Annotated in this window: 16 protein-coding genes; 13 read left to right on the top strand and 3 right to left on the bottom strand. The window is 37.5% G+C overall.

Annotation, left to right across the window (positions count from 1 at the left end; all coding sequences use genetic code 11):
• Nucleotides 1–35: 35 nt before the first annotated feature.
• The 10 genes from A9178_RS07820 (at nt 36) to A9178_RS07770 (ending at nt 12,229) form a co-directional block, all read left to right on the top strand.
• Nucleotides 36–1,025 (top strand): PstS family phosphate ABC transporter substrate-binding protein, encoded by a 990-nt coding sequence (locus A9178_RS07820; protein ID WP_068674065.1) that lies wholly within the window; start codon nt 36–38, stop codon nt 1,023–1,025.
• 191 nt (nt 1,026–1,216) lie between these two features.
• Nucleotides 1,217–2,170, top strand: a complete 954-nt coding sequence (pstC, locus tag A9178_RS07815; protein ID WP_068674063.1) for a phosphate ABC transporter permease subunit PstC — start codon at nt 1,217–1,219, stop codon at nt 2,168–2,170.
• A gap of 2 nt (nt 2,171–2,172) precedes the next feature.
• Complete coding sequence (gene pstA, locus A9178_RS07810; protein ID WP_068674275.1) at nt 2,173–3,057, top strand: phosphate ABC transporter permease PstA; 885 nt, start codon at nt 2,173–2,175, stop codon at nt 3,055–3,057.
• A gap of 122 nt (nt 3,058–3,179) precedes the next feature.
• Nucleotides 3,180–3,956: a phosphate ABC transporter ATP-binding protein PstB gene (gene pstB, locus A9178_RS07805; RefSeq protein WP_068674273.1), complete on the top strand. Its 777-nt coding sequence runs from the start codon at nt 3,180–3,182 to the stop codon at nt 3,954–3,956.
• Nucleotides 3,957–4,235: 279 nt separating this feature from the next.
• Nucleotides 4,236–5,486, top strand: a complete 1,251-nt coding sequence (gene codB, locus A9178_RS07800; RefSeq protein WP_068674061.1) for a cytosine permease — start codon at nt 4,236–4,238, stop codon at nt 5,484–5,486.
• 3 nt (nt 5,487–5,489) lie between these two features.
• Nucleotides 5,490–6,758: a cytosine deaminase gene (gene codA, locus A9178_RS07795; RefSeq protein ID WP_068674059.1), complete on the top strand. Its 1,269-nt coding sequence runs from the start codon at nt 5,490–5,492 to the stop codon at nt 6,756–6,758.
• A 626-nt stretch (nt 6,759–7,384) separates the two neighbouring features.
• Nucleotides 7,385–8,989 carry a DcuS/MalK family sensor histidine kinase gene (dcuS, locus tag A9178_RS07785; RefSeq protein WP_068674054.1) on the top strand — a complete coding sequence of 535 codons (1,605 nt, stop codon included), beginning with the start codon at nt 7,385–7,387 and terminating at the stop codon, nt 8,987–8,989.
• Nucleotides 8,986–9,711 carry a response regulator gene (locus A9178_RS07780; RefSeq protein WP_068674052.1) on the top strand — a complete coding sequence of 242 codons (726 nt, stop codon included), beginning with the start codon at nt 8,986–8,988 and terminating at the stop codon, nt 9,709–9,711. The genes dcuS and A9178_RS07780 overlap by 4 nt, the downstream gene beginning before the upstream one ends.
• A 123-nt stretch (nt 9,712–9,834) precedes the next feature.
• Nucleotides 9,835–11,502 (top strand): SLC13 family permease, encoded by a 1,668-nt coding sequence (locus A9178_RS07775; protein ID WP_068674050.1) that lies wholly within the window; start codon nt 9,835–9,837, stop codon nt 11,500–11,502.
• Between the two features lie 79 nt (nt 11,503–11,581).
• A complete protein-coding gene (locus A9178_RS07770) occupies nt 11,582–12,229 on the top strand; it encodes an SDR family oxidoreductase (RefSeq protein WP_068674048.1) in 648 nt (215 codons plus the stop codon).
• Nucleotides 12,230–12,354: 125 nt separating this feature from the next.
• Here A9178_RS07770 and A9178_RS07765 read toward each other — a convergent pair whose 3' ends face one another.
• Together A9178_RS07765 and A9178_RS07760 are read right to left on the bottom strand one after the other, a co-directional pair.
• On the bottom strand, nt 12,355–12,789 hold the full coding sequence (locus tag A9178_RS07765; protein WP_068674045.1) for a hypothetical protein: 435 nt from the start codon (nt 12,787–12,789) through the stop codon (nt 12,355–12,357).
• A 23-nt stretch (nt 12,790–12,812) separates the two neighbouring features.
• Nucleotides 12,813–13,466, bottom strand: a complete 654-nt coding sequence (locus A9178_RS07760) for a hypothetical protein (protein ID WP_068674043.1) — start codon at nt 13,464–13,466, stop codon at nt 12,813–12,815.
• Nucleotides 13,467–14,009: 543 nt separating this feature from the next.
• Between A9178_RS07760 and A9178_RS07755 the strand changes: the two genes are divergently transcribed.
• From A9178_RS07755 to A9178_RS07745, 3 genes are all read left to right on the top strand, one after another.
• Entirely contained in the window at nt 14,010–15,263 is a 1,254-nt protein-coding gene (locus tag A9178_RS07755) for an argininosuccinate synthase (protein ID WP_068674042.1), read from the top strand.
• Nucleotides 15,260–16,675: an argininosuccinate lyase gene (gene argH / locus A9178_RS07750; protein WP_068674040.1), complete on the top strand. Its 1,416-nt coding sequence runs from the start codon at nt 15,260–15,262 to the stop codon at nt 16,673–16,675. The genes A9178_RS07755 and argH overlap by 4 nt, the downstream gene beginning before the upstream one ends.
• A 1,126-nt stretch (nt 16,676–17,801) precedes the next feature.
• Nucleotides 17,802–18,836: a serine hydrolase domain-containing protein gene (locus A9178_RS07745; protein ID WP_068674037.1), complete on the top strand. Its 1,035-nt coding sequence runs from the start codon at nt 17,802–17,804 to the stop codon at nt 18,834–18,836.
• Here the strand turns inward: A9178_RS07745 and A9178_RS07740 are convergent, their stop codons facing one another.
• Nucleotides 18,837–19,472 carry a pentapeptide repeat-containing protein gene (locus A9178_RS07740; RefSeq protein ID WP_068674035.1) on the bottom strand — a complete coding sequence of 212 codons (636 nt, stop codon included), beginning with the start codon at nt 19,470–19,472 and terminating at the stop codon, nt 18,837–18,839.
• Nucleotides 19,473–19,590 lie beyond the last annotated feature (118 nt).

Below are 19,590 nucleotides of genomic sequence, written 5' to 3'. Positions count from 1 at the left end.
AAAATTTAAAGTACTTATTCGGGGAGGACAAAGTAATGAAGTTCAAGAAGTATCTTATGTTCCTTATTGTTGCGGGACTAGTCCTATTTCTAGCAGCTTGCGGAGGAGCAGCAGAGGAAGAATCAAATGCAGAGGGAACGGAATCAGAAGAAAATACTTCCGGTGAAGAAGCGACTGATGAATTAGAAGGAAATGTTGTCATTGATGGATCTGGTACTGTTTACCCATTAATGTCTAGATTAGCTGAAGAATATATGATTAACGAACAACCTAATGTATCTGTTGAAGTTAGTCGTGCTGGAACGAGTGCTGGTTTTGAAAAGTTCCTTGCTGAAGATGGAACAGACTTTAACGATGCATCCCGAGAAATGAAAGAGGAAGAACAAGCTAAAGCGGATGAGCTTGGCATTGAAGTAATGGAATTAAAAGTTGCTTTAGATGGTTTAACAATTGTAGTTAACCCAGAAAATGACTTTGCAACTGAATTAACAGAAGATCAGGTGAAGGATATCTTCTTAGGTAATGTTACAAAATGGTCTGAAATCAATCCAGAATGGCCAGAAGAAGAAATTCAAACATATGGTCCAAATGAAAACCATGGAACGTACGAATTTTTCTTTGAAAATATTCTTGAAGAACAAGATTTAGTAGAAACGATTAATCTTCAACAAGATTATTCTACCCTTGTAACTTTAGTAGCTGAAGATGCTAATGCAATTGGGTTCTTCGGGTTTGGATACTATGATAGTAACCAAGATAAAGTAAGTGCAGTTGGAATTGACTTTGGTGAAGGTGCTGTCGTTCCATCTCTAGATACCATTGGTGAAGAAGGCCCATATGCTAACTATACTCGTCCAGTATTCACCTATTTAAATGTAAACCATGCGAAAGAAAAAGCACAAGTATTCGATTATGCAACTTATGTATTAGAAAGCACGAATGACTTTGCTGGAGAGACTGGTTTCGCACCAATTCCGGAAGAAGAAGCGCAAGCTCAACTTGAAGATCTAGAAGCTATTAAATAAATGAACGTTTGTAAACTTGAAAACTTCATGAGGCTAGGACATAACTAAAGTAATTAACCTTAAAGACGAACAATTCGCTATCTAAGCGGAGGGAATATACGGAGCGATTATTCGCTCCAGCCCTGTTTGAATTTTACTAGATTAAAATACTTTTGTCTCGGCCTCAGTTTCTTGGAAGGAGTCCCAATGTAATGCAGAGAAGCAGCGAGGTAAAGCATGAAGCTATTCGTATTAGTGAAATCATTGCTCAAAATAAACAAAAGAAAAATGTATCGAACCTATTTGAAAAAGTCATTCCTACTATTTTATTCCTTCTTGCATCCATAACCATCCTAACAACTTTAGGAATACTATACACATTATTATCACAAGCTATCCAATTTTTTAGAACTGTACCAATCTGGGAGTTCTTTACTGGGACTGTCTTAAAACCATTAAGTCAGAATTCGGAATTTGGTATATTGCCTCTTATAAACGGTACACTTATTTCCACGATTATAGCAATGCTTGTTGCAGGTCCGATAGGCCTTATGTCTGCTATTTATTTAAGTGAGTATGCGTCTGAAAAAGTTAGAAGGGTATTAAAGCCGTTATTAGAAATTTTAGCTGGTATTCCTACGATTGTTTATGGATTTTTTGCTTTTACCTTTGTAACACCTCTTATTCGTTCTATTTTTCCAGAGGTAGGGGCTACGAATATTCTTAGTCCTGGTTTAGTCATGGGGGTTATGATTATCCCTATGATTGCGTCTCTTTCCGAGGATGCCATGACGTCTGTTCCAAATGCAATGAGAGAAGGCTCCTTAGCGATGGGAGCAACAAAATTGGAAACGACTATAAAGGTAGTCATTCCCGCTGCATTTTCTGGAATTATTGCATCATTCGTTCTTGGGATTTCCCGGGCCATCGGTGAAACAATGATTGTAACGATTGCTAGTGGGAGTTCCAAAAACTTTACTTTTGACATTACCGAATCGATGCAGACGATGACTGCATACATTGTTGAAGTCGCTGGCGGTGAAGCTGCCGCTGGTACGACGATATATTATAGTCTTTATGCTGTAGCAATCACCTTATTCGTATTTACTCTAGTGATGAATTTACTTGCAAGATATATTTCTCGTAAATTTAGGGAGGAATATTAATGATGAAGCAGTTTGACGAAACCCAATTAAAAAATAGAATGAACTCCCGTGTGAGAAATAATAGGATCTGGAAATTCATTTTTCTATTGTCTACTTTATTTGGTTTATTTGTCCTCGCCGTTTTAATGATAAGAGTAGCAATAGATGGGCTTGGTTTCCTTAATATGGATTTCCTAACAGGTAGATTATCTACAAACCCAGACCGAGCGGGTATTATGGGGGCCCTGCTTGGAACGGTATGGGTCATGTTAGTTGTTATTCCGGTCACTTTAATCATTGGGGTAGGTACAGCTATTTATTTAGAACTTTATGCGAAGAACGGAAAGTTTAAGTCATTTATCGAAACGAATATTTCGAATCTAGCAGGTGTACCATCGATTGTTTACGGGCTATTAGGTTTAACCGTCTTTGTTCGTTTAATGGATTTTGGAAATGTCGTATTGGCCGGCGGTTTAACCTTATCCTTATTAGTACTACCAATCTTAATTGTATCCGCACAGGAGGCACTTAGAGCAGTACCGGGGCATTTATCGGAAGCATCGTATGGGATGGGAGCTACCAAATGGCAAACGATTAGAAGAGTCATATTGCCTGCTGCTTTACCAAGTATTTTGACAGGCTCCATTTTATCCCTATCTCGTGCAATTGGAGAGACGGCCCCCCTAACCGTATTGGGAATTCCAGCGTTACTCATCCCATTTCCAGAAGGGCTGCTTGACACATTTACAGCGTTGCCAATGCAGATTTATTATTGGACTTTAGACTCATCGTTAGTTGCGGAATATGCAAACTTAGCTGCCGCAACCATTATTGTTCTACTTGCTTTATTATTTCTCCTAAATTCCGTGGCAATCTTTATTCGAAATAAATTTCAGCAAAGATATTAATGATATTAATAGCTTAGAGATTCTGAACGATGGCTTAATAAAGGAGTGGGAAAATGAGCATTATTGCAAATAAAATGGGCATACAATTGAAACCAAAGACAAAGCTAAAGGAAAGTATAGAAATGACAACAAGTACACAAACAAACGATATTGTTTATGACACAAAGGAATTAAACCTTTGGTATGGTCAGACACATGCCTTGAAAAATATTAATCTAGAAATACATGAAAAGGAAGTAACAGCTATTATTGGTCCTTCAGGTTGTGGAAAATCCACCTACATTAAAACGTTAAATCGTATGGTTGAACTAGTACCAGGTGTACGTACAACGGGGACGATTTCTTATAAGGGAACTAACATTTTAGATAGAACGATGAAGGTAGAAAATTTACGTACAAAAGTAGGAATGGTATTTCAAAAACCAAATCCATTTCCTAAATCTATCTATGAAAATATTGCCTATGGTCCAAAAATACACGGCATCCGTAATAAAAAACTGCTAGATGAAATTGTAGAAACAAGTTTACGAGGAGCCTATATTTGGGATGAATTGAAAGATAGGTTAAGTGAAAATGCATTTGGATTATCAGGTGGTCAGCAGCAACGATTATGTATTGCTAGAGCATTAGCGATACAACCAGATGTAATCTTAATGGATGAGCCAACCTCGGCGCTTGACCCTAAATCGACGCTTAAAATAGAGGAGTTAGCTCAAGAATTGAAAAAGGATTATTCTATTATTATGGTTACTCATAATATGCAACAAGCAGCACGTATTTCCGATCGAACAGCCTTCTTTTTGGATGGAGAGGTTGTAGAATTCGATGACACGAATAAAATTTTCGCCAATCCATCAGATAAACGCACGGAAGACTATATATCGGGTAGATTTGGATAAACAAGTTGCGCTGGAGCTAGACAGCCTAACGTTTATGTTGTCACTCCAATATTTAGCATTGACAGTTTATGTATACTTTGTCATAATGTAATTAATTTAATACTGGTACCTTTAAATCAGTCCAGAGAGGCTGACAAGGACAACGGAAATGAGTAGGGGTGACGTATATATGTCATCTCTGCCCTTTGATGGAGGCTTCTTGTCAGAAATGGCGAGAAGCCTCTTTTTACTTCCAAAAGTCAATTCTTCGGTGCCAGTCCACTTTAAGGAGGAATTGGTATGCAAAAAGTAGATAAGGAATTTTCATTACAGGCTGTTCCACAAGGGAGTAGAACTGGCTTCTGGAGAATGTTAGCAGTGATGATGGGCTTAACATTTTTCTCTGCTAGTATGTTATCTGGGGGAGAATTAGGTGCAGGATTAACGTTTAAAGAGTTTATTTGGATTGTTCTAGCAGGAAACTTAATCCTAGGCTTATATACTGGAGCTTTAGCTTTTATTGCATCTAAAACAGGTCTATCCACGCATTTACTTGCTCGCTATGCTTTTGGAGAAAAGGGATCTTACTTACCATCATTTTTATTAGGTGCCACACAAGTTGGGTGGTTTGGTGTTGGTTTAGCAATGTTCGCTGTACCAGTTCACTTATTTACTGGAATCAATGAGTACGTGTTGATTATTGTTTCAGGAATTTTAATGACAGGAACAGCATTTTGGGGAATGAAGGCTTTAACGATTATTAGTATTATTGCAATCCCAGCAATCTCCATTCTAGGGGGCTATTCTGCTATAAGCGCAACAAATACAGCGGGTGGAATTCAAGCATTAATGGATTATCAACCGATTGATGCATTGGGAGTTGCTGCGGCATTGACTATTTGTGTCGGTTCCTTCGTTAGTGCGGGGACATTAACTCCTGACTTTACAAGATTTGCAAAAAGTGGACGTACAGCAGTAAGTACAACGTTGATCGCATTCTTTATCGGTAATTCGCTCATGTTCTTATTCGGAGCAATTGGCACGTTTGCATTTGGTTTAGGCGATATCTCTGAAGTGATGCATGTACAAGGGCTTCTTATCCCAGCAATTATTGTATTAGGCCTGAATATATGGACAACAAACGATAATGCGTTATATGCTTCTTCATTAGGTTTTTCAAACATTACAAAACTCCCTAAAAATATACTAGTTATTTTTAACGGAATAGTTGGTACAATAGCTGCCATGTGGCTATACAACAACTTTATTGGATTCTTAACAATATTAGGTTCTACTTTGCCATCAATAGGTGCGATTATCTTAGCGGATTATTTCCTAGTTAGAAAAGGAAAGTACGAACAGTATGAAACTATGAAATTTAAATCAATCAACTGGATCGCTATTCTTGCTTGGGTTAGTGGGGTTGCTGTAGCTAATTTAGTACCTGGTATCCCTCCGATAAACGGAATCGTTGGAACTGCGGTGATCTATGTGATTGCAATGTTAGTCGCTGAAAGACAAACAGTAATGAAAGTGGAAAAGGTGGGTTAATTCATGATTATAAAAAATGCGAAATTAAGAGGAAAAGATGAACTACACCATATCGTAGTGAAAGACAGAAAAATTGAAGAAGTTTCTACACAAGTGGACGTGGGGGAACAAGAGGTGATCGATGTTAATGGATCATTGGCCCTTCCTCCTTTTATTGAGCCACATATTCATTTAGACACAACATTAACAGCTGGGGAACCAGAATGGAATCTTAGTGGAACGTTATTTGAAGGAATTCAAAGATGGTCAGAAAGAAAGCAGTCTTTAACGAAAGAGGATGTTAAGACAAGAGCAACAACAGCCATAAAATGGCAAATCGCACAAGGTATTCAACATGTACGTACGCACGTTGATGTGACAGACCCTAAGTTAACGGCACTGGAAGCGATGCTTGAAGTGAAAGACGAACTGAAGGATTATGTTAATTTACAACTTGTAGCCTTTCCTCAAGAAGGTATCCCATCTTTTCCAAATGGAGCGGAGTTATTGGAAGAAGCTCTAAAAATGGGGGCGGATGTAGTAGGCGGAATTCCTCATTATGAATTTACGCGTGAATATGGCGTACAGTCGATGAAAACAGCTTTTGATCTTGCAGAAAAATACAATGTATTAGTGGATATTCATTGCGATGAAATTGATGATGAACAATCTCGTTTTGTTGAAGTAGTAGCAACAGAAGCCTACGAACGCGGACTAGGTTCTCGTGTTACCGCAAGTCATACAACAGCTATGGGCTCCTACAATGGCGCCTATGCATCCAAGCTATTTCGTATATTAAAAATGTCCGAAATTAACTTTGTATCCAATCCACTTGTTAATATTCATCTTCAGGGACGATTCGATACGTATCCGAAGCGAAGAGGATTAACAAGAGTAAAAGAACTATTGGAAGCGGGAATGAATGTATGCTTCGGCCATGATGATATTTTTGATCCGTGGTACCCACTTGGCACAGGGAATATGCTACAAGTACTTCATATGGGCATCCATGCAGCACAATTAATGGGGTATGAGCAAATAGTAAATTCGATTGATCTAATTACAAAAAATAGTGCGAAGACATTAAATATCCAAGACAGCTATGGTATAGAAGCGGGTAAACCAGCTAACTTCATCGTCCTAGATGCGAATAGCGAATATGATACGATTCGTAAGCAGGCAAAAGTTCGTTATTCGGTACGTAATGGTAAAATCATCGCTGAAACAAAACCAAGTGAAACGATGCTATCATTGAATGGCGAGAATGAAGTGGTTGATTTTAATAGGAAATAAATAGATTTTGTGAAAAAACGTAAGGGTTGATGAAGACCCTGCGTTTTTTGTTTTTTAGATAGTGAGTTTCAAGAACTGACTTGTCGTTCTTAATAGAAGTTTAATAGAAGGGTCACAGAGTGGTTCTTCTAATGAGCCCAAAATGGAGGGGAACAAAGGTGGGAGGTCTTATAGAAGTGTTCTATGGGCCCAAAATCGGGGGGGATTCAGATAAACGGTCTCATAGAAGTGTTTAATGAGCCCAAAATGGAGGGGAACAAAGGTGGGAGGTCTCATAGAAGTGTTCTATGGACCCAAAATCGTGAAAGTTCAGGTAAGAAGTCTTATAGAAGTGTCTAATGAGCCCAGAATCGTGGAGAATCCCGGTAAATGGTCTTATAGAAGTGCTCTATGGACTCCAAATCCTGGGGAACCCCGGTAAACGGGCTCAATGAAGAAGATAAAGGAATCATTATAATAAATACAGCCGCATGGTAAGGAAAAATCATATCATTCTTCATATTCAACCAAAGCCATTTTAATAACATAAGAATCGAAGTTATTAATTTATACCTATCGGTGACTGGTGGAATACATGATATACTACTATATATAAGTTATACGAAAAAGATTCAAAGGTGAATTTAATGAAGGGGCTTAGAAATAGAAAAACGTTTCGATTGCAGACAAAGATTATACTATTAATTATTGGTGTTTTATGCGTTGCTTTAGCGGTTACTAGTTTTCTGATTGCAAGTGAAACAGCTGATAGAGCTAGGGAAAGTCAGAAAGAAAAAGTGATGAATATCGCTATCGCTGTTAGTAAAACTGAACTTGTTATTCATGCATTAACGGATTTAGACAATTCAAGAGAAATACAAACATATACAAAGGCGGTACAGGAAGATACGGATGTAGATTATATCGTAATTATGGATAGTAATCGAATCCGTCGGTCACATCCTGTAGAAAAAAGAATTGGAGAATATTTTGTCGGTAATGATGAGGAGCCTGCCTTCCGGGGTGAGCGTTATACATCGACAGCAGAAGGAACATTGGGGAAATCAATGCGTGCGTTTGTTCCAATAAGCAACGGGACTGAGCAGGTTGGTGTGGTGGCGGTTGGAATTTTACTTGATAACGTGGAAGAAGCTGTTTTTAGAAGCCAGATTATTATTTATGTCGGGACTGGAGCGGGTCTAATAATCGGTGCAATTGGAGCCGTATTCTTGTCGAGGCGGGTAAGTCGTTCATTGCATGGGCTTGAACCACAGGAAATTGGAAAACTACTAAAAGAAAGAGATGCCATGCTTGCTTCTGTCAGAGAAGGTATAATCGCTATGAATGAAAAGAATGAAATTGTTGTTGCAAACCATACTGCTATGGATATATTTCATCGTGCAGGACTTACGGGAAATCCTATCGGTCAGCAATTGGATTCCTACTTGCCTAATTCTGATTTGACAAAAATATTGTTGGAACAAAATATTGAATATGATCAGGAGTTAAGCTTGAATAATATTGATATCATTATTAATACTAATCCAATTTACGTCCAGGAAATGATGGTAGGCATCATTGCCACATTCCGGGAAAGGTCGGAGCTCGACTTATTGGCAGAACAATTAACAGAGGCAAGAACTTATGCAGATACACTTCGGGCGCAAACGCATGAATTTATGAACAGGCTACACGTTATGTCTGCAATGGTTCATACTAGATCATATAAAGAGCTAGAAACATATATTGATCAAATTTCGACTAGCTTTCAAAGGGAAATCGGAGAGGTTTCCCGTCTTGTAAAAGATCCAGTGTTGGCTGGTTATATACATAATAAGTTGAGTCAATTCAGGGAAAGCGGGATTGAAGTAGAACTTAATGGGTACCGACAATTGCCGGTATTAAAAAACACCAAAAAAATCCAAGCGATCATAACCATAATAGGAAACCTGATTGATAATGCAAATGAAGCTGTAGCATATCAATCTAAACGAAATGTTCAGATCACGATTAACTATATAGACGGGAATTTTCACTTTTCAATCCAAGACAATGGACCTGGTTTAGCACCATCTGAAAAGGAAACTATTTTTAAAAAGGGAATTTCTACTAAAGGGAGAAATCGTGGATATGGACTATATTTAGTAAAAAAATCCTTGGATGAGTTAGGCGGTACACTTGAGATTTACTCTGAAGAGGACGAAGGTACGGTATTTGATTTAATCATTCCATATGAGGGTGACAATGTGTGATAAATGTATTAATTATTGAAGATGATCCGATGGTTGCTAAGTTCAATCAAATATACGTTGAAAAAGTAACAGGATTTACAACTACTGGTGTCGTTCACGATATTTCGGCAGGGTGGGAGTTTTTAAATAACCACCATGTGAATCTGGTTCTTTTGGATATTTATATTGCTAATCGTAATGGCCTTGATTTATTGTCAAAGATAAGGAATGCTAGTTTAAATGTTGATGTTATTGTCATAACAGCGGCAAATGATCATGAATCCATACAAAGGGCTTTGCGATACGGTGCGTTTGACTATTTAATAAAGCCATACGATTTTGACCGATTTAAAGATGCACTGCTGAAATACCAACAGAAATTTGAAAGAATGGTAGATGGCCGTCATGTTCAACAGGAAGATTTGGATGTCTTCCTTTTAAATAAGTATCATACTGAATCAAGTGCAATTAATCTACCAAAAGGACTGACTGCACCAACGATGGCCCGTATTGTGAGGCAAATTTCCGAATGGGAAAGTAATCTATTTACTATCGCAGAAATATCCGATCAAACAGGAATTTCTCGTGTGTCGATTAGCAAGTATTTAAAGTTTTTGACAGGACAGGATATTTTGAAAGTCGAGATACGGTATCAAGAAACAGGGCGACCGTTACATCAATATCAGTTAAAACCTGATAAAATCCAACTGATTCAAACTTTGATGGTGGAGGAAGAAAAATAACCTCTGCCATTTACTTTTTTTAGTTTAAAAACTATTAGAATAATTTAAAAAGGTACACATTTCCCTCATTTTAATTTAAACTCACATGCAAGCGCTAACATTTTTATTGAAAGGGGATGTAGTATGGTACAAAAAAATATAGCTTCCCTTTGGGGATGGCTTTGGCAGTTACATGGGGAGACAAAACGTTTTTTGACTTTCTCTCAATTAAGAAATGTCGAGGATTCACAAAACCCTAAGAAGCGAATAGAAAAAAATATACCTAGTTCTGGAAATGGAAATAAGAGTGGACATCATAAGAAACCAGCTTATAAACCAGCCCAAAAGGTAGGATTGATTTTAGGACCACTATTATTCTTATTAACGTTATTGTTTTTTCATCCAGAGGGGTTAAGTCCTGAGGCAAGATCTGTTCTAGCTGTGACATTATGGGTAGCTACTTGGTGGATTACGGAGCCAATTCCAATTCCGGTAAGTTCGCTTATTCCTATTATTTTGCTACCAACGACAGGAGCATTGGATGGAAGTACCGTTGTTTCATCGTATGGAAATGATATTATTTTCTTATTCTTAGGTGGATTTTTTATTGCAACAGCGATGGAAAAATGGAACCTTCATAAGCGAATGGCATTATCGATTATCTCTGTAATTGGTACAAGCCCGCAACGAATTGTATTAGGATTCATGGTTGCAACGGCCTTTTTATCGATGTGGGTTTCGAACACGGCAGCTACCATGATGCTGATTCCGATGGGCTTAGCCATCGTTCATCAAGCATCCAGTTCTTTAGAAAAAGGGAAATATGCAAGTGATATTCCGAAATTCGAAAAATCTGTTATATTTGGTATCGGCTATGCAGCAACCGTCGGAGGACTTGGGACATTGATTGGAACGCCACCTCTCAGTATTCTTGCAGCAACAGTAGGGACTATGTTTGATACAGAGATATCTTTTGCTGGTTGGATGATGATAGGGGTACCAATGGTTGTTATTTTAATTCCACTATTATGGCTTTTTCTTACTAAAGTAGTATATAAAATAAATTTTCGTGAACTACCAGGTGGAAAGGAACAGATTAATAAAGAAAGAAACTCCCTTGGTAAAATTACATATGAAGAAAAGGCAGTTGCAGTTGTATTTGTTTTTGCAGCATTTATGTGGATTACCCGAACATTTATTTGGCAAAATATCGTTGAAATTCCAGGTATCAGTGATGGAATCATCGCAATGATTGCTACAGTCTTGCTTTTCTTAATTCCTGCAAAACGGGAGGAAGGAAGTAAAATAATGGAATGGAAAGATTCTAAAGATATTCCATGGGGTATTCTAATCCTGTTCGGTGGAGGCCTTGCTATTGCTGCGGGATTTACGTCAACAGGGCTTTCAGAGTGGATTGGACTACAATTAGCAGGACTTGAGGGTATGAACATCTTACTTGTCATGTTTATTTCAACATTAGTTATTTTACTTCTTACAGAGATTACCTCTAATACAGCTACAGGAACCATGATTATACCTGTAGTAGCTTCATTGGCACTTGCATTAAATATACATCCATATGCTTTAATGGTACCTTGTGCGATGGCGGCTAACTGTTCATTTATGCTACCAGTTGGGACACCGCCAAACGCCATTATGTATGGTACTGGAAGACTAAAAATAACGGAAATGGTTAAAAACGGATTTTGGCTAAATAACTTCACCCTCGTTTTAATTATATTGGTAGTCTATTTTTATTTACCAATTGTTTGGGGAATAGATTTGTTTGAGATACCTACTGAATTTCGTTAAGGATCAAAGCAATTCTTTTGATATTCTCTTTATACTTTGAAACAATATAGCTATCCAAGAATGAAGGGGGAAATCGCTAATGAACGTATTTCTAATTGGATCAAATGGGCAAGTTGGAAAACATATCGTAAAACTACTTCAAGAAAGTAATCAACATACATTAAAAGCAATGGTTCGTAATGAAGAACAAGCTGAGGCACTTAAGGAATCTGGGGTGGATGCCATTGTTGCTAACCTAGAGGGAAGCGTAGAGGAATTAGCTGAAGCAATGCAAGGTAGTGACGCAGTAATATTCTCAGCTGGATCAGGTGGAAAAACAGGGCCGGATAAAACACTACTTGTTGACCTTGATGGAGCAGTAAAATCAATGGAAGCAGCAGAAAAAGTTGGTGCAAGTCGGTATGTCATGGTTAGTGCATTCCGTGCATTTGATCGTGAATCGTGGAAAGATAGTCCGATAAAACCGTATATGGTTGCCAAACATTATGCAGATCATATTTTAACGGAAAGTAATCTAAACTATACTATTTTAGGACCGGGACTTTTGTTAAATGAACCAGGGACTGGAAAAGTGCAGGCTGGAAATGACATTGAAAAGGGCTCTATTCCTCGTGAAGATGTAGCTAGAGCAGTTGTGCAATCTTTAGATAATGAAAATACATTTAAAAAGACAATTGGTTTAATGTCAGGGGAAAGTACGATTGAAGGGGCATTTAAACGTTTATAGCTAAATTAAAAAGCGAACAGTCCTTTTGAAAGGATTGTTCGCTTTTTAAATTATAGTTACAGAACCATTTAATTGAACTACTTTAAGGAATTGACCATTAAATGCGTGAATAGTGGAAAATACCATTAACTTGAAAGGATCTTTTTGCAAACTGGAAATAAATTATCTTCATCATTCATAAATTTTTCTAGCACCTTTTTAGTTACTTCTAATGTGAAGATTTTTTGATCATTTTCAGTAAGAGAAAATATTTCAATTACCATTTGATGGAATCCCTGGATAGTTGGGAATTCACCAGTTTCTCTAAATTTTCTCTCCGTCCTACTAATTAACAAGGGTAATTCGTGATACTTAGTACCATCAATATTTAATTTTAATAAAACATATTCTAAATCATGAACTCCTAAGCTTTTCTTTTTTTCAACAATGTCGATTAATAGATTAGTTGCCTTTTCAAGCTTTTGAGTCAAGCTATAGACTTCATGATCGAGTCTATCAATTTGTTGAAGACTATCTTCTATTTGTTGTACTCTAGCCTCTAATTTTGAAACATCAGACATATTATCCCTCACTAATTACTATTTTAAATTGGAGCAAGAATTTGGATAGCTTCTACAATTACACTAGCCGCAATTCTAGCCGGGGTTTTACCAAGCGGTCCGTCAAGGGCTTCTCTAATCGCGGTTTCCATTTTTCCATAAGTTAGATTTTCCGCTTTTTCCAATTTTCTTAAAGCTGGTTTAACGTGAGAATTCATAAATTTGCCAACTTTAACTGCTGCGTCTCTTCCTAGGTATTTACCAACATAATTTGTGATAGTTGTAGTATTTTTAATAGCCCATTTTAAAGATTTTTTTACTGCATAACTTGGAACAGAGTAAGTTTGAACATTACCTGGATTAGCGCTAACTAAAGATAAAGGTACATTATGACTATTAACGTGGTTTGATTTATTTTCAATGAAATCATCACCAAAAACCTTAACACCATTAATCTCATAGTCTTTGCCAAAACTAGCATAATCAAGCTCTAAATCCTTAGATAACTCATTGGTAGATTCTTTTGTTTTAGCACTAGACTCTTGGTTGTCTGTTTCTGTTCCGTTATTTGTGATCGCATCTACTTGTGTGTCGGTTTGTTCATCGCTTTGCTGTTCCCCTGATTCAGCCGCCAGTGCAGCTGTTGGATAGAAAGCTAGCAAAAATGACAAACCTAGCAATGAAGCTTTCTTTAACATGAAATTCCTCCCCTTGATCTTGTCACCATGATAGACCTATTAAACTAAAATAAAATATAGGAATAATTTATAAATGATAAAAGGATTATTTCTCTAGATGTTAGATTGATAGTTTCCACGATTTTATATGATGAGGGTCATAGGAGAAGTGTCTATATTAGGTGATTTTGTACCATACGGAAGTGAGTATATCTAATCTAATTTATGATTACAACGGCGTTTCTACCTATGAAAAAATGCACACAAATCTGGAGTGAAACGTAGATTTGGAGGAATTTTAAGACTTTTGTATGAAAAATAGTCCACTTCATATAAATATATCCGATATTTGATACCCTTTTAAATATAGTAAAATTATACCAATTTTTGGTAATATATGTTTTTTAATAATATTATGATAGACAACCTTCCAATCTCATAGTCAATCCATCCTTTACCCGAAACAAAAAATAAATAAAAATTTTCAAAAAAGTACTTGAATTATTATGCATTATGATGCATAATAATTCATTAATAGCACATAATTGAGAGGGGAAATTTTTCATGAAGGATAAAATTGTATTAGCTTACTCAGGTGGACTTGATACTTCTGTAGCAATTAAATGGTTACAAGATAAATATAACTATGATGTCATTGCGGTTGCTCTAGACGTAGGAGAAGGGAAAGATTTAGAGTTTACGAAGCAAAAGGCTATTGATGTAGGTGCGATAAAATCTTATGTTATAGATGCAAAATCTCTATACGCGGAAGAATACGTATTACCTTCCTTGCAAGCTAACTTATTATATGAAGGAAAATATCCATTAATCTCAGCATTATCTCGTCCGTTAATTGCTAAGATATTAGTTGATATAGCTGAAGAAGAAGGTGCAGTAGCAGTTGCGCACGGTTGTACAGGTAAGGGGAATGACCAAGTTCGTTTCGATGTTTCCTTTACAGCTCTAAATCCAGAACTTACAATTGTTGCTCCTGTACGTGACTGGTCGATGTCCCGTGAAGAAGAAATTGAATATGCAAAGGCACATAATATTCCAATTCCAATTGATTTAGATAATCCATTTAGTATTGACCAAAACCTATGGGGACGTAGTAATGAATGTGGAGTGTTAGAAGATCCGTGGGCTGAGCCACCGAAAGAAGCTTTTGAATTAACACAAGATCCAGTGGATGCTCCAAATGAGCCGCAAGTTGTTCAAATTACCTTTGAAAATGGTAAACCTGTTTCTTTAGACGGAAAAGCTTTACCATTAGACCAATTAATTTTGGAATTGAATGATATTGCAGGAAAACATGGGGTAGGCCGTATTGATCATGTAGAAAACCGTTTAGTTGGAATTAAATCACGTGAAATTTATGAAGCACCTGCAGCGATGACACTTATTGCTGCACATCAAGAATTAGAAGCTTTAACATTACCAAGAGAAGTTGCGGAATTCAAACCAATTGTAGAGCAAAAATTAGCTCAAGCGGTATATTATGGATTATGGTATTCGCCGTTAACTTCCGCATTGCAAGCTTTCATTAAAGAAACTCAAGAATTTGTATCAGGTACAGTTAAAGTTAAATTGTATAAAGGTCAAGCACAAGTAATTGGTCGTGAATCTGCTAATTCTTTATATGATTTTGACCTTGCAACTTACAATAAAGAGGATTCATTTGATCATGAAGCCGCATTAGGATTCATTAAACTTTGGGGACTTCCAACAAAAGTTCATGCATCTGTGAACAAGGCGGGTTCAAAATTTAACTCCACTGAAAAAGTAAAACTAGAAGTAAAGGAAGCTGTTAAACCATGAAACTATGGGGCGGACGATTTACAAAACCAACGAATGAATTGGTAGATGAATATACTGCATCGATTTACTTTGATAAAAAATTAGCGAAGTATGATATCCAAGGTAGTCTCGCCCATGTGGAAATGTTGAAGGTTTGTGAGATTATCCCGGCTGAAGATGCGGATAAGATCGCAGAAGGATTAAAAAAGGTAGCTGCTAAGATTGAAAGTGGAGAAGCAGAATTATCTGCTGAAAATGAAGATATTCATATGAATGTAGAAAAGCTTTTAATCGAAGAAGTAGGTCCAGTAGGTGGAAAACTACATACTGGACGAAGCCGAAATGACCAAGTAGCGTTAGATATGCGCTTGTACTTAAGAGAAGCACTTGTGGATTTAACAAGTCTTCTCGGTAAAGTACAAGTATCACTTTTAAAGCAGGCAAAGGCAAATCTGGATACCGTCATGCCTGGGTATACCCATTTACAGCGTGCACAACCTGTTTTATTCGGACATCATATGAATGCCTATGTATTTATGTTCCAACGTGATGTCGAACGTTTGCAGGATAGTTTTAAGCGTGTAAACAAATCTCCATTAGGCGCAGGTGCTTTAGCTGGAACAACCTTCCCAATTGATCGAGAGTTTGTTGCGAAGAAATTAGGATTTGATGGTATTTGTGAAAATAGTTTAGATGCAGTTAGTGATCGTGACTTTGTTGTGGAATTTTTAGCAAATGCATCCCTTATCTCTATGCACCTGTCTAGACTTTGTGAGGAAATGGTTCAATGGTCTAGCGCAGAGTTTAACTTTGTCGAATTGGATGATGAATTCACCACAGGAAGTAGCATGATGCCACAAAAGAAAAACCCAGATGTAGCGGAGCTAGTCCGTGGGAAAACAGGACGTGTTTATGGTCACCTAATGGGAATGCTGACAACCTTAAAAGGACTTCCACTTGCATACAATAAAGACATGCAAGAGGATAAAGAAGGTATGTTTGATACGGTTGAAACATTAAAAGGTGCTCTAGCTTTATTTGCTCCAATGATAGAATCTATGCAAGTGAAGAAGGAAAACATGTATCAAGCAGTGAAAGAAGACTTCTCCAATGCTACAGACCTGGCTGATTACTTAGTTGGAAAAGGGATGCCATTTAGAGAATCCCATGCAGTTGTTGGGCAAGTGGTGCTTCACTGTATCAATCAAGGTCAATTTTTACTAGACTTATCTCTGGAAAAATTTCAATCCTTCTCTAATTTAATTGGAGCAGATATTTTCGATGTGCTTACACCCGAAACCGTTGTGAACGCACGTAATGTAGCAGGCGGAACAGCAAAGAACAGAGTAGAAGAGCAAATCGAAAAGGCGTCGGTATTTCTTAAGGGAAATGATGAATGGATAGAGGATAAAGGAGCTATTATCCAACTATAATAGTCAAGAAGAGCCGTATAAGTCGGTTTTCTCTAACGTTCCGCACTCATAGGTTGAATGAGTAGCGGAGCGCTGGGATTCCCCTTGCATTCCGGCACTCATCGGCCGTATGAGTAGTGGAGCACTGAAATTTCTCTAACGTTCCGGCACTCATCGGTCGTATGAGTAGCGGAGCGGTGGGATTTCCCTTGCATTCCTGCACTCATCGGCCGTATGAGTGGTGGAGCACTGAAATTTCTCTAACGTTCCTGCACTCATCGGTCGTATGAGTAGCGGAGCGCTGGGATTCCCCTTGCATTCCGGCACTCATGAGTAGCGGAGCGCTGGGATTCCCCTTGCATTCCGGCACTCATCGGCCGTATGAGTAGTGGAGCACTGAAATTTCTCTAACGTTCCGGCACTCATCGGTCGTATGAGTAGCGGAGCGGTGGGATTTCCCTTGCATTCCTGCACTCATCGGCCGTATGAGTGGTGGAGCACTGAAATTTCTCTAACGTTCCTGCACTCATCGGTCGTATGAGTAGCGGAGCGCTGGGATTCCCCTTGCATTCCGGCACTCATCGGCCGTATGAGTAGTGGAGCACTGAAATTTCTAACGTTCCGGCACTCATCGGTCGTATGAGTAGCGGAGCGCTGGGATTCCCCTTGCATTCCTGCACTCATCGGTCGTATGAGTAGCGGAGCGCTGGGATTCCCCTTGCATTCCGGCACTCATCGGCCGTATGAGTAGTGGAGCACTGAAATTTCTCTAACGTTCCGGCACTCATCGATCGTATGAGTAGCGGAGCGCTAGGATTTCCCTTGCATTCCGGCACTCATTGATTGCGGAGTGCTAAGCTGTATAAGTCGTATAAAGGATTCCATTTCGGGGTGCTTTTGCAAAAAATACAACTCAAATGATATCAAAGTTGACCAATAATATGCGAAAATAAAAGTCGTCTAAATAGACGGCTTTTATTTTTATAATGACAACGATATCATTATTTTTGCTGGATACACATAATATAAAGCAAAATGATATTGTGAACCGAGTCCAGATTATTCTTTGTTCAGCAAATGGGCCAGATAAAGGAGTAATTTCATCGGTCAAAATTGTATTGCAATGGAAAAGATAGGGGGGAAATATATGGAGAGTCAAAAACAAAAAATCAAAAAAGTCTTCGAAAAAATGACGAAAAACAAACAAATACATGAATCCGTGCTATTTATAGAAAACTCAGGCGGTGACTTTTCATACCATCTTGAGTACGGAGGTAAGAAGATAGATTCCCTCATTCTAACAGCAAGTATTACAAAGCTATTCACAACCTCTTGTATTCTTATTTTGAGAGAGCGAGAAAAACTGTCACTAGACGACAAAATAGCAAAATATTTTGGAGAAGATATGTTGAGCGGCCTTCATATATACAAGGGGAAAGAGTATTCCATGGATCTTACACTTTCCCATTTATTATTTCATACAAGTGGATTGCCAGATGCCATAGAGGAAGGCAGTAATAAGGCAAAAAAACGTGCTAGATATAAGGATAGGCAAATTAGTATAGATGAAACCATCCTGAAAACGAAACAATTGAAACCACACTTTGAACCGGGTATGGGAAAAAGAGCCCATTATGCAAATGTAAACTTCGATATACTAGGAAAAATAATTGAAATAGTTACTGATTCAACATTAGAAGATGTTTATAAGCAATTTATTTTCGACCCTTTAGGACTTAAAAATACATACCTTCCGATAGATGAGGATGATTTTGTTCCCAATGTATATTACAAGGACACCTCCTTTTATCTACCGAAAATGATTAGAGGTATTCGCGCCAGTGGCGGTTGTATTTCTACGGCTCGTGAATTAATGATATTTATCAAGGCTTTTTTTGGAGGAAGGTTGTTTAATAATACTATTTTTCATGATCTGAAGGTCAATAACGAATTGCAAGCCGCCATGTCCCCCATTCATTACGGTGCCGGATATATGAAAATTCCGTTGGGTGGTCTTGTGACACTTTTTATGGGAAAAGGTGAATTATTGGGTCATTCGGGGTCAACGGGGTCATTTGCGTTTTATTATCCTGCATCGGATTTGTTTTTCGTGGGGGATGTCAATCAAATGGCAAGGCCTGCAATTCCTGTACGATTAGTGATGAGACTCGCTATCAACTAATTAGTCATTAATTACCAAACCCATTAGGGATGCTAATTGAATAGCTTGATATGTCGATACTTTGCAACCTCTTATATCATCAAGCGAGACCATAAGTGAATCGAAATTTGAAGAACTTATATCTATTCCTTTTAGTGATGTTTGTTCAAAATTTGCTTTATTGAGATTACATAAATCGAATTCAACCTTTTTAAAATTGCAATCATAAAAATCTATATTTTCTAATGAAGATTCTTTAAATATAACTTTCTCAAGTTTTGAATTCCCGAATGTAGCTAAGTTCAATATAGAGTTCTCAAATTTCACGTTACCAATGGAGGACTCTGGAAATTCACAACCAACTAATTTACAGTTTACAAACTCTACTCTATGAATGGATGATTTACTCATGTCTACATTGGATAGATCACATTTTTCAAAGCGAACATCTGTAATGTCAATATTGTAAAAATCGGTATTAGTGAAAGTACAATTCTTTATCACTGCATTATATAGCCGTACTCTATCGATAGTCTCATTTGTAAAATCAGAGTCATTGATTACACACATTTCAAGGATTGGATCTTCTTCATAAAAAATATCATGGAAATTCTTTTCAGATAACTCTGGTGAGATTTTTGGGATATCAATTTTCATAGTCATACCTTCTTTCTTACGATAATTATCGAAATAACAAATTATAATAAACCATAATGAATTAATTATTATATAACTGCAAGGATTATTCAAATTTGAATTGATTGTGAAGAAGCGC

It is taken from the genome of Oceanobacillus sp. Castelsardo (assembly GCF_001659985.1).
Classification (GTDB): domain Bacteria; phylum Bacillota; class Bacilli; order Bacillales; family Amphibacillaceae; genus Oceanobacillus.
Note: the sequence above shows the minus strand (reverse complement) of the source record. Positions and strands in the feature narration are given on the sequence as shown.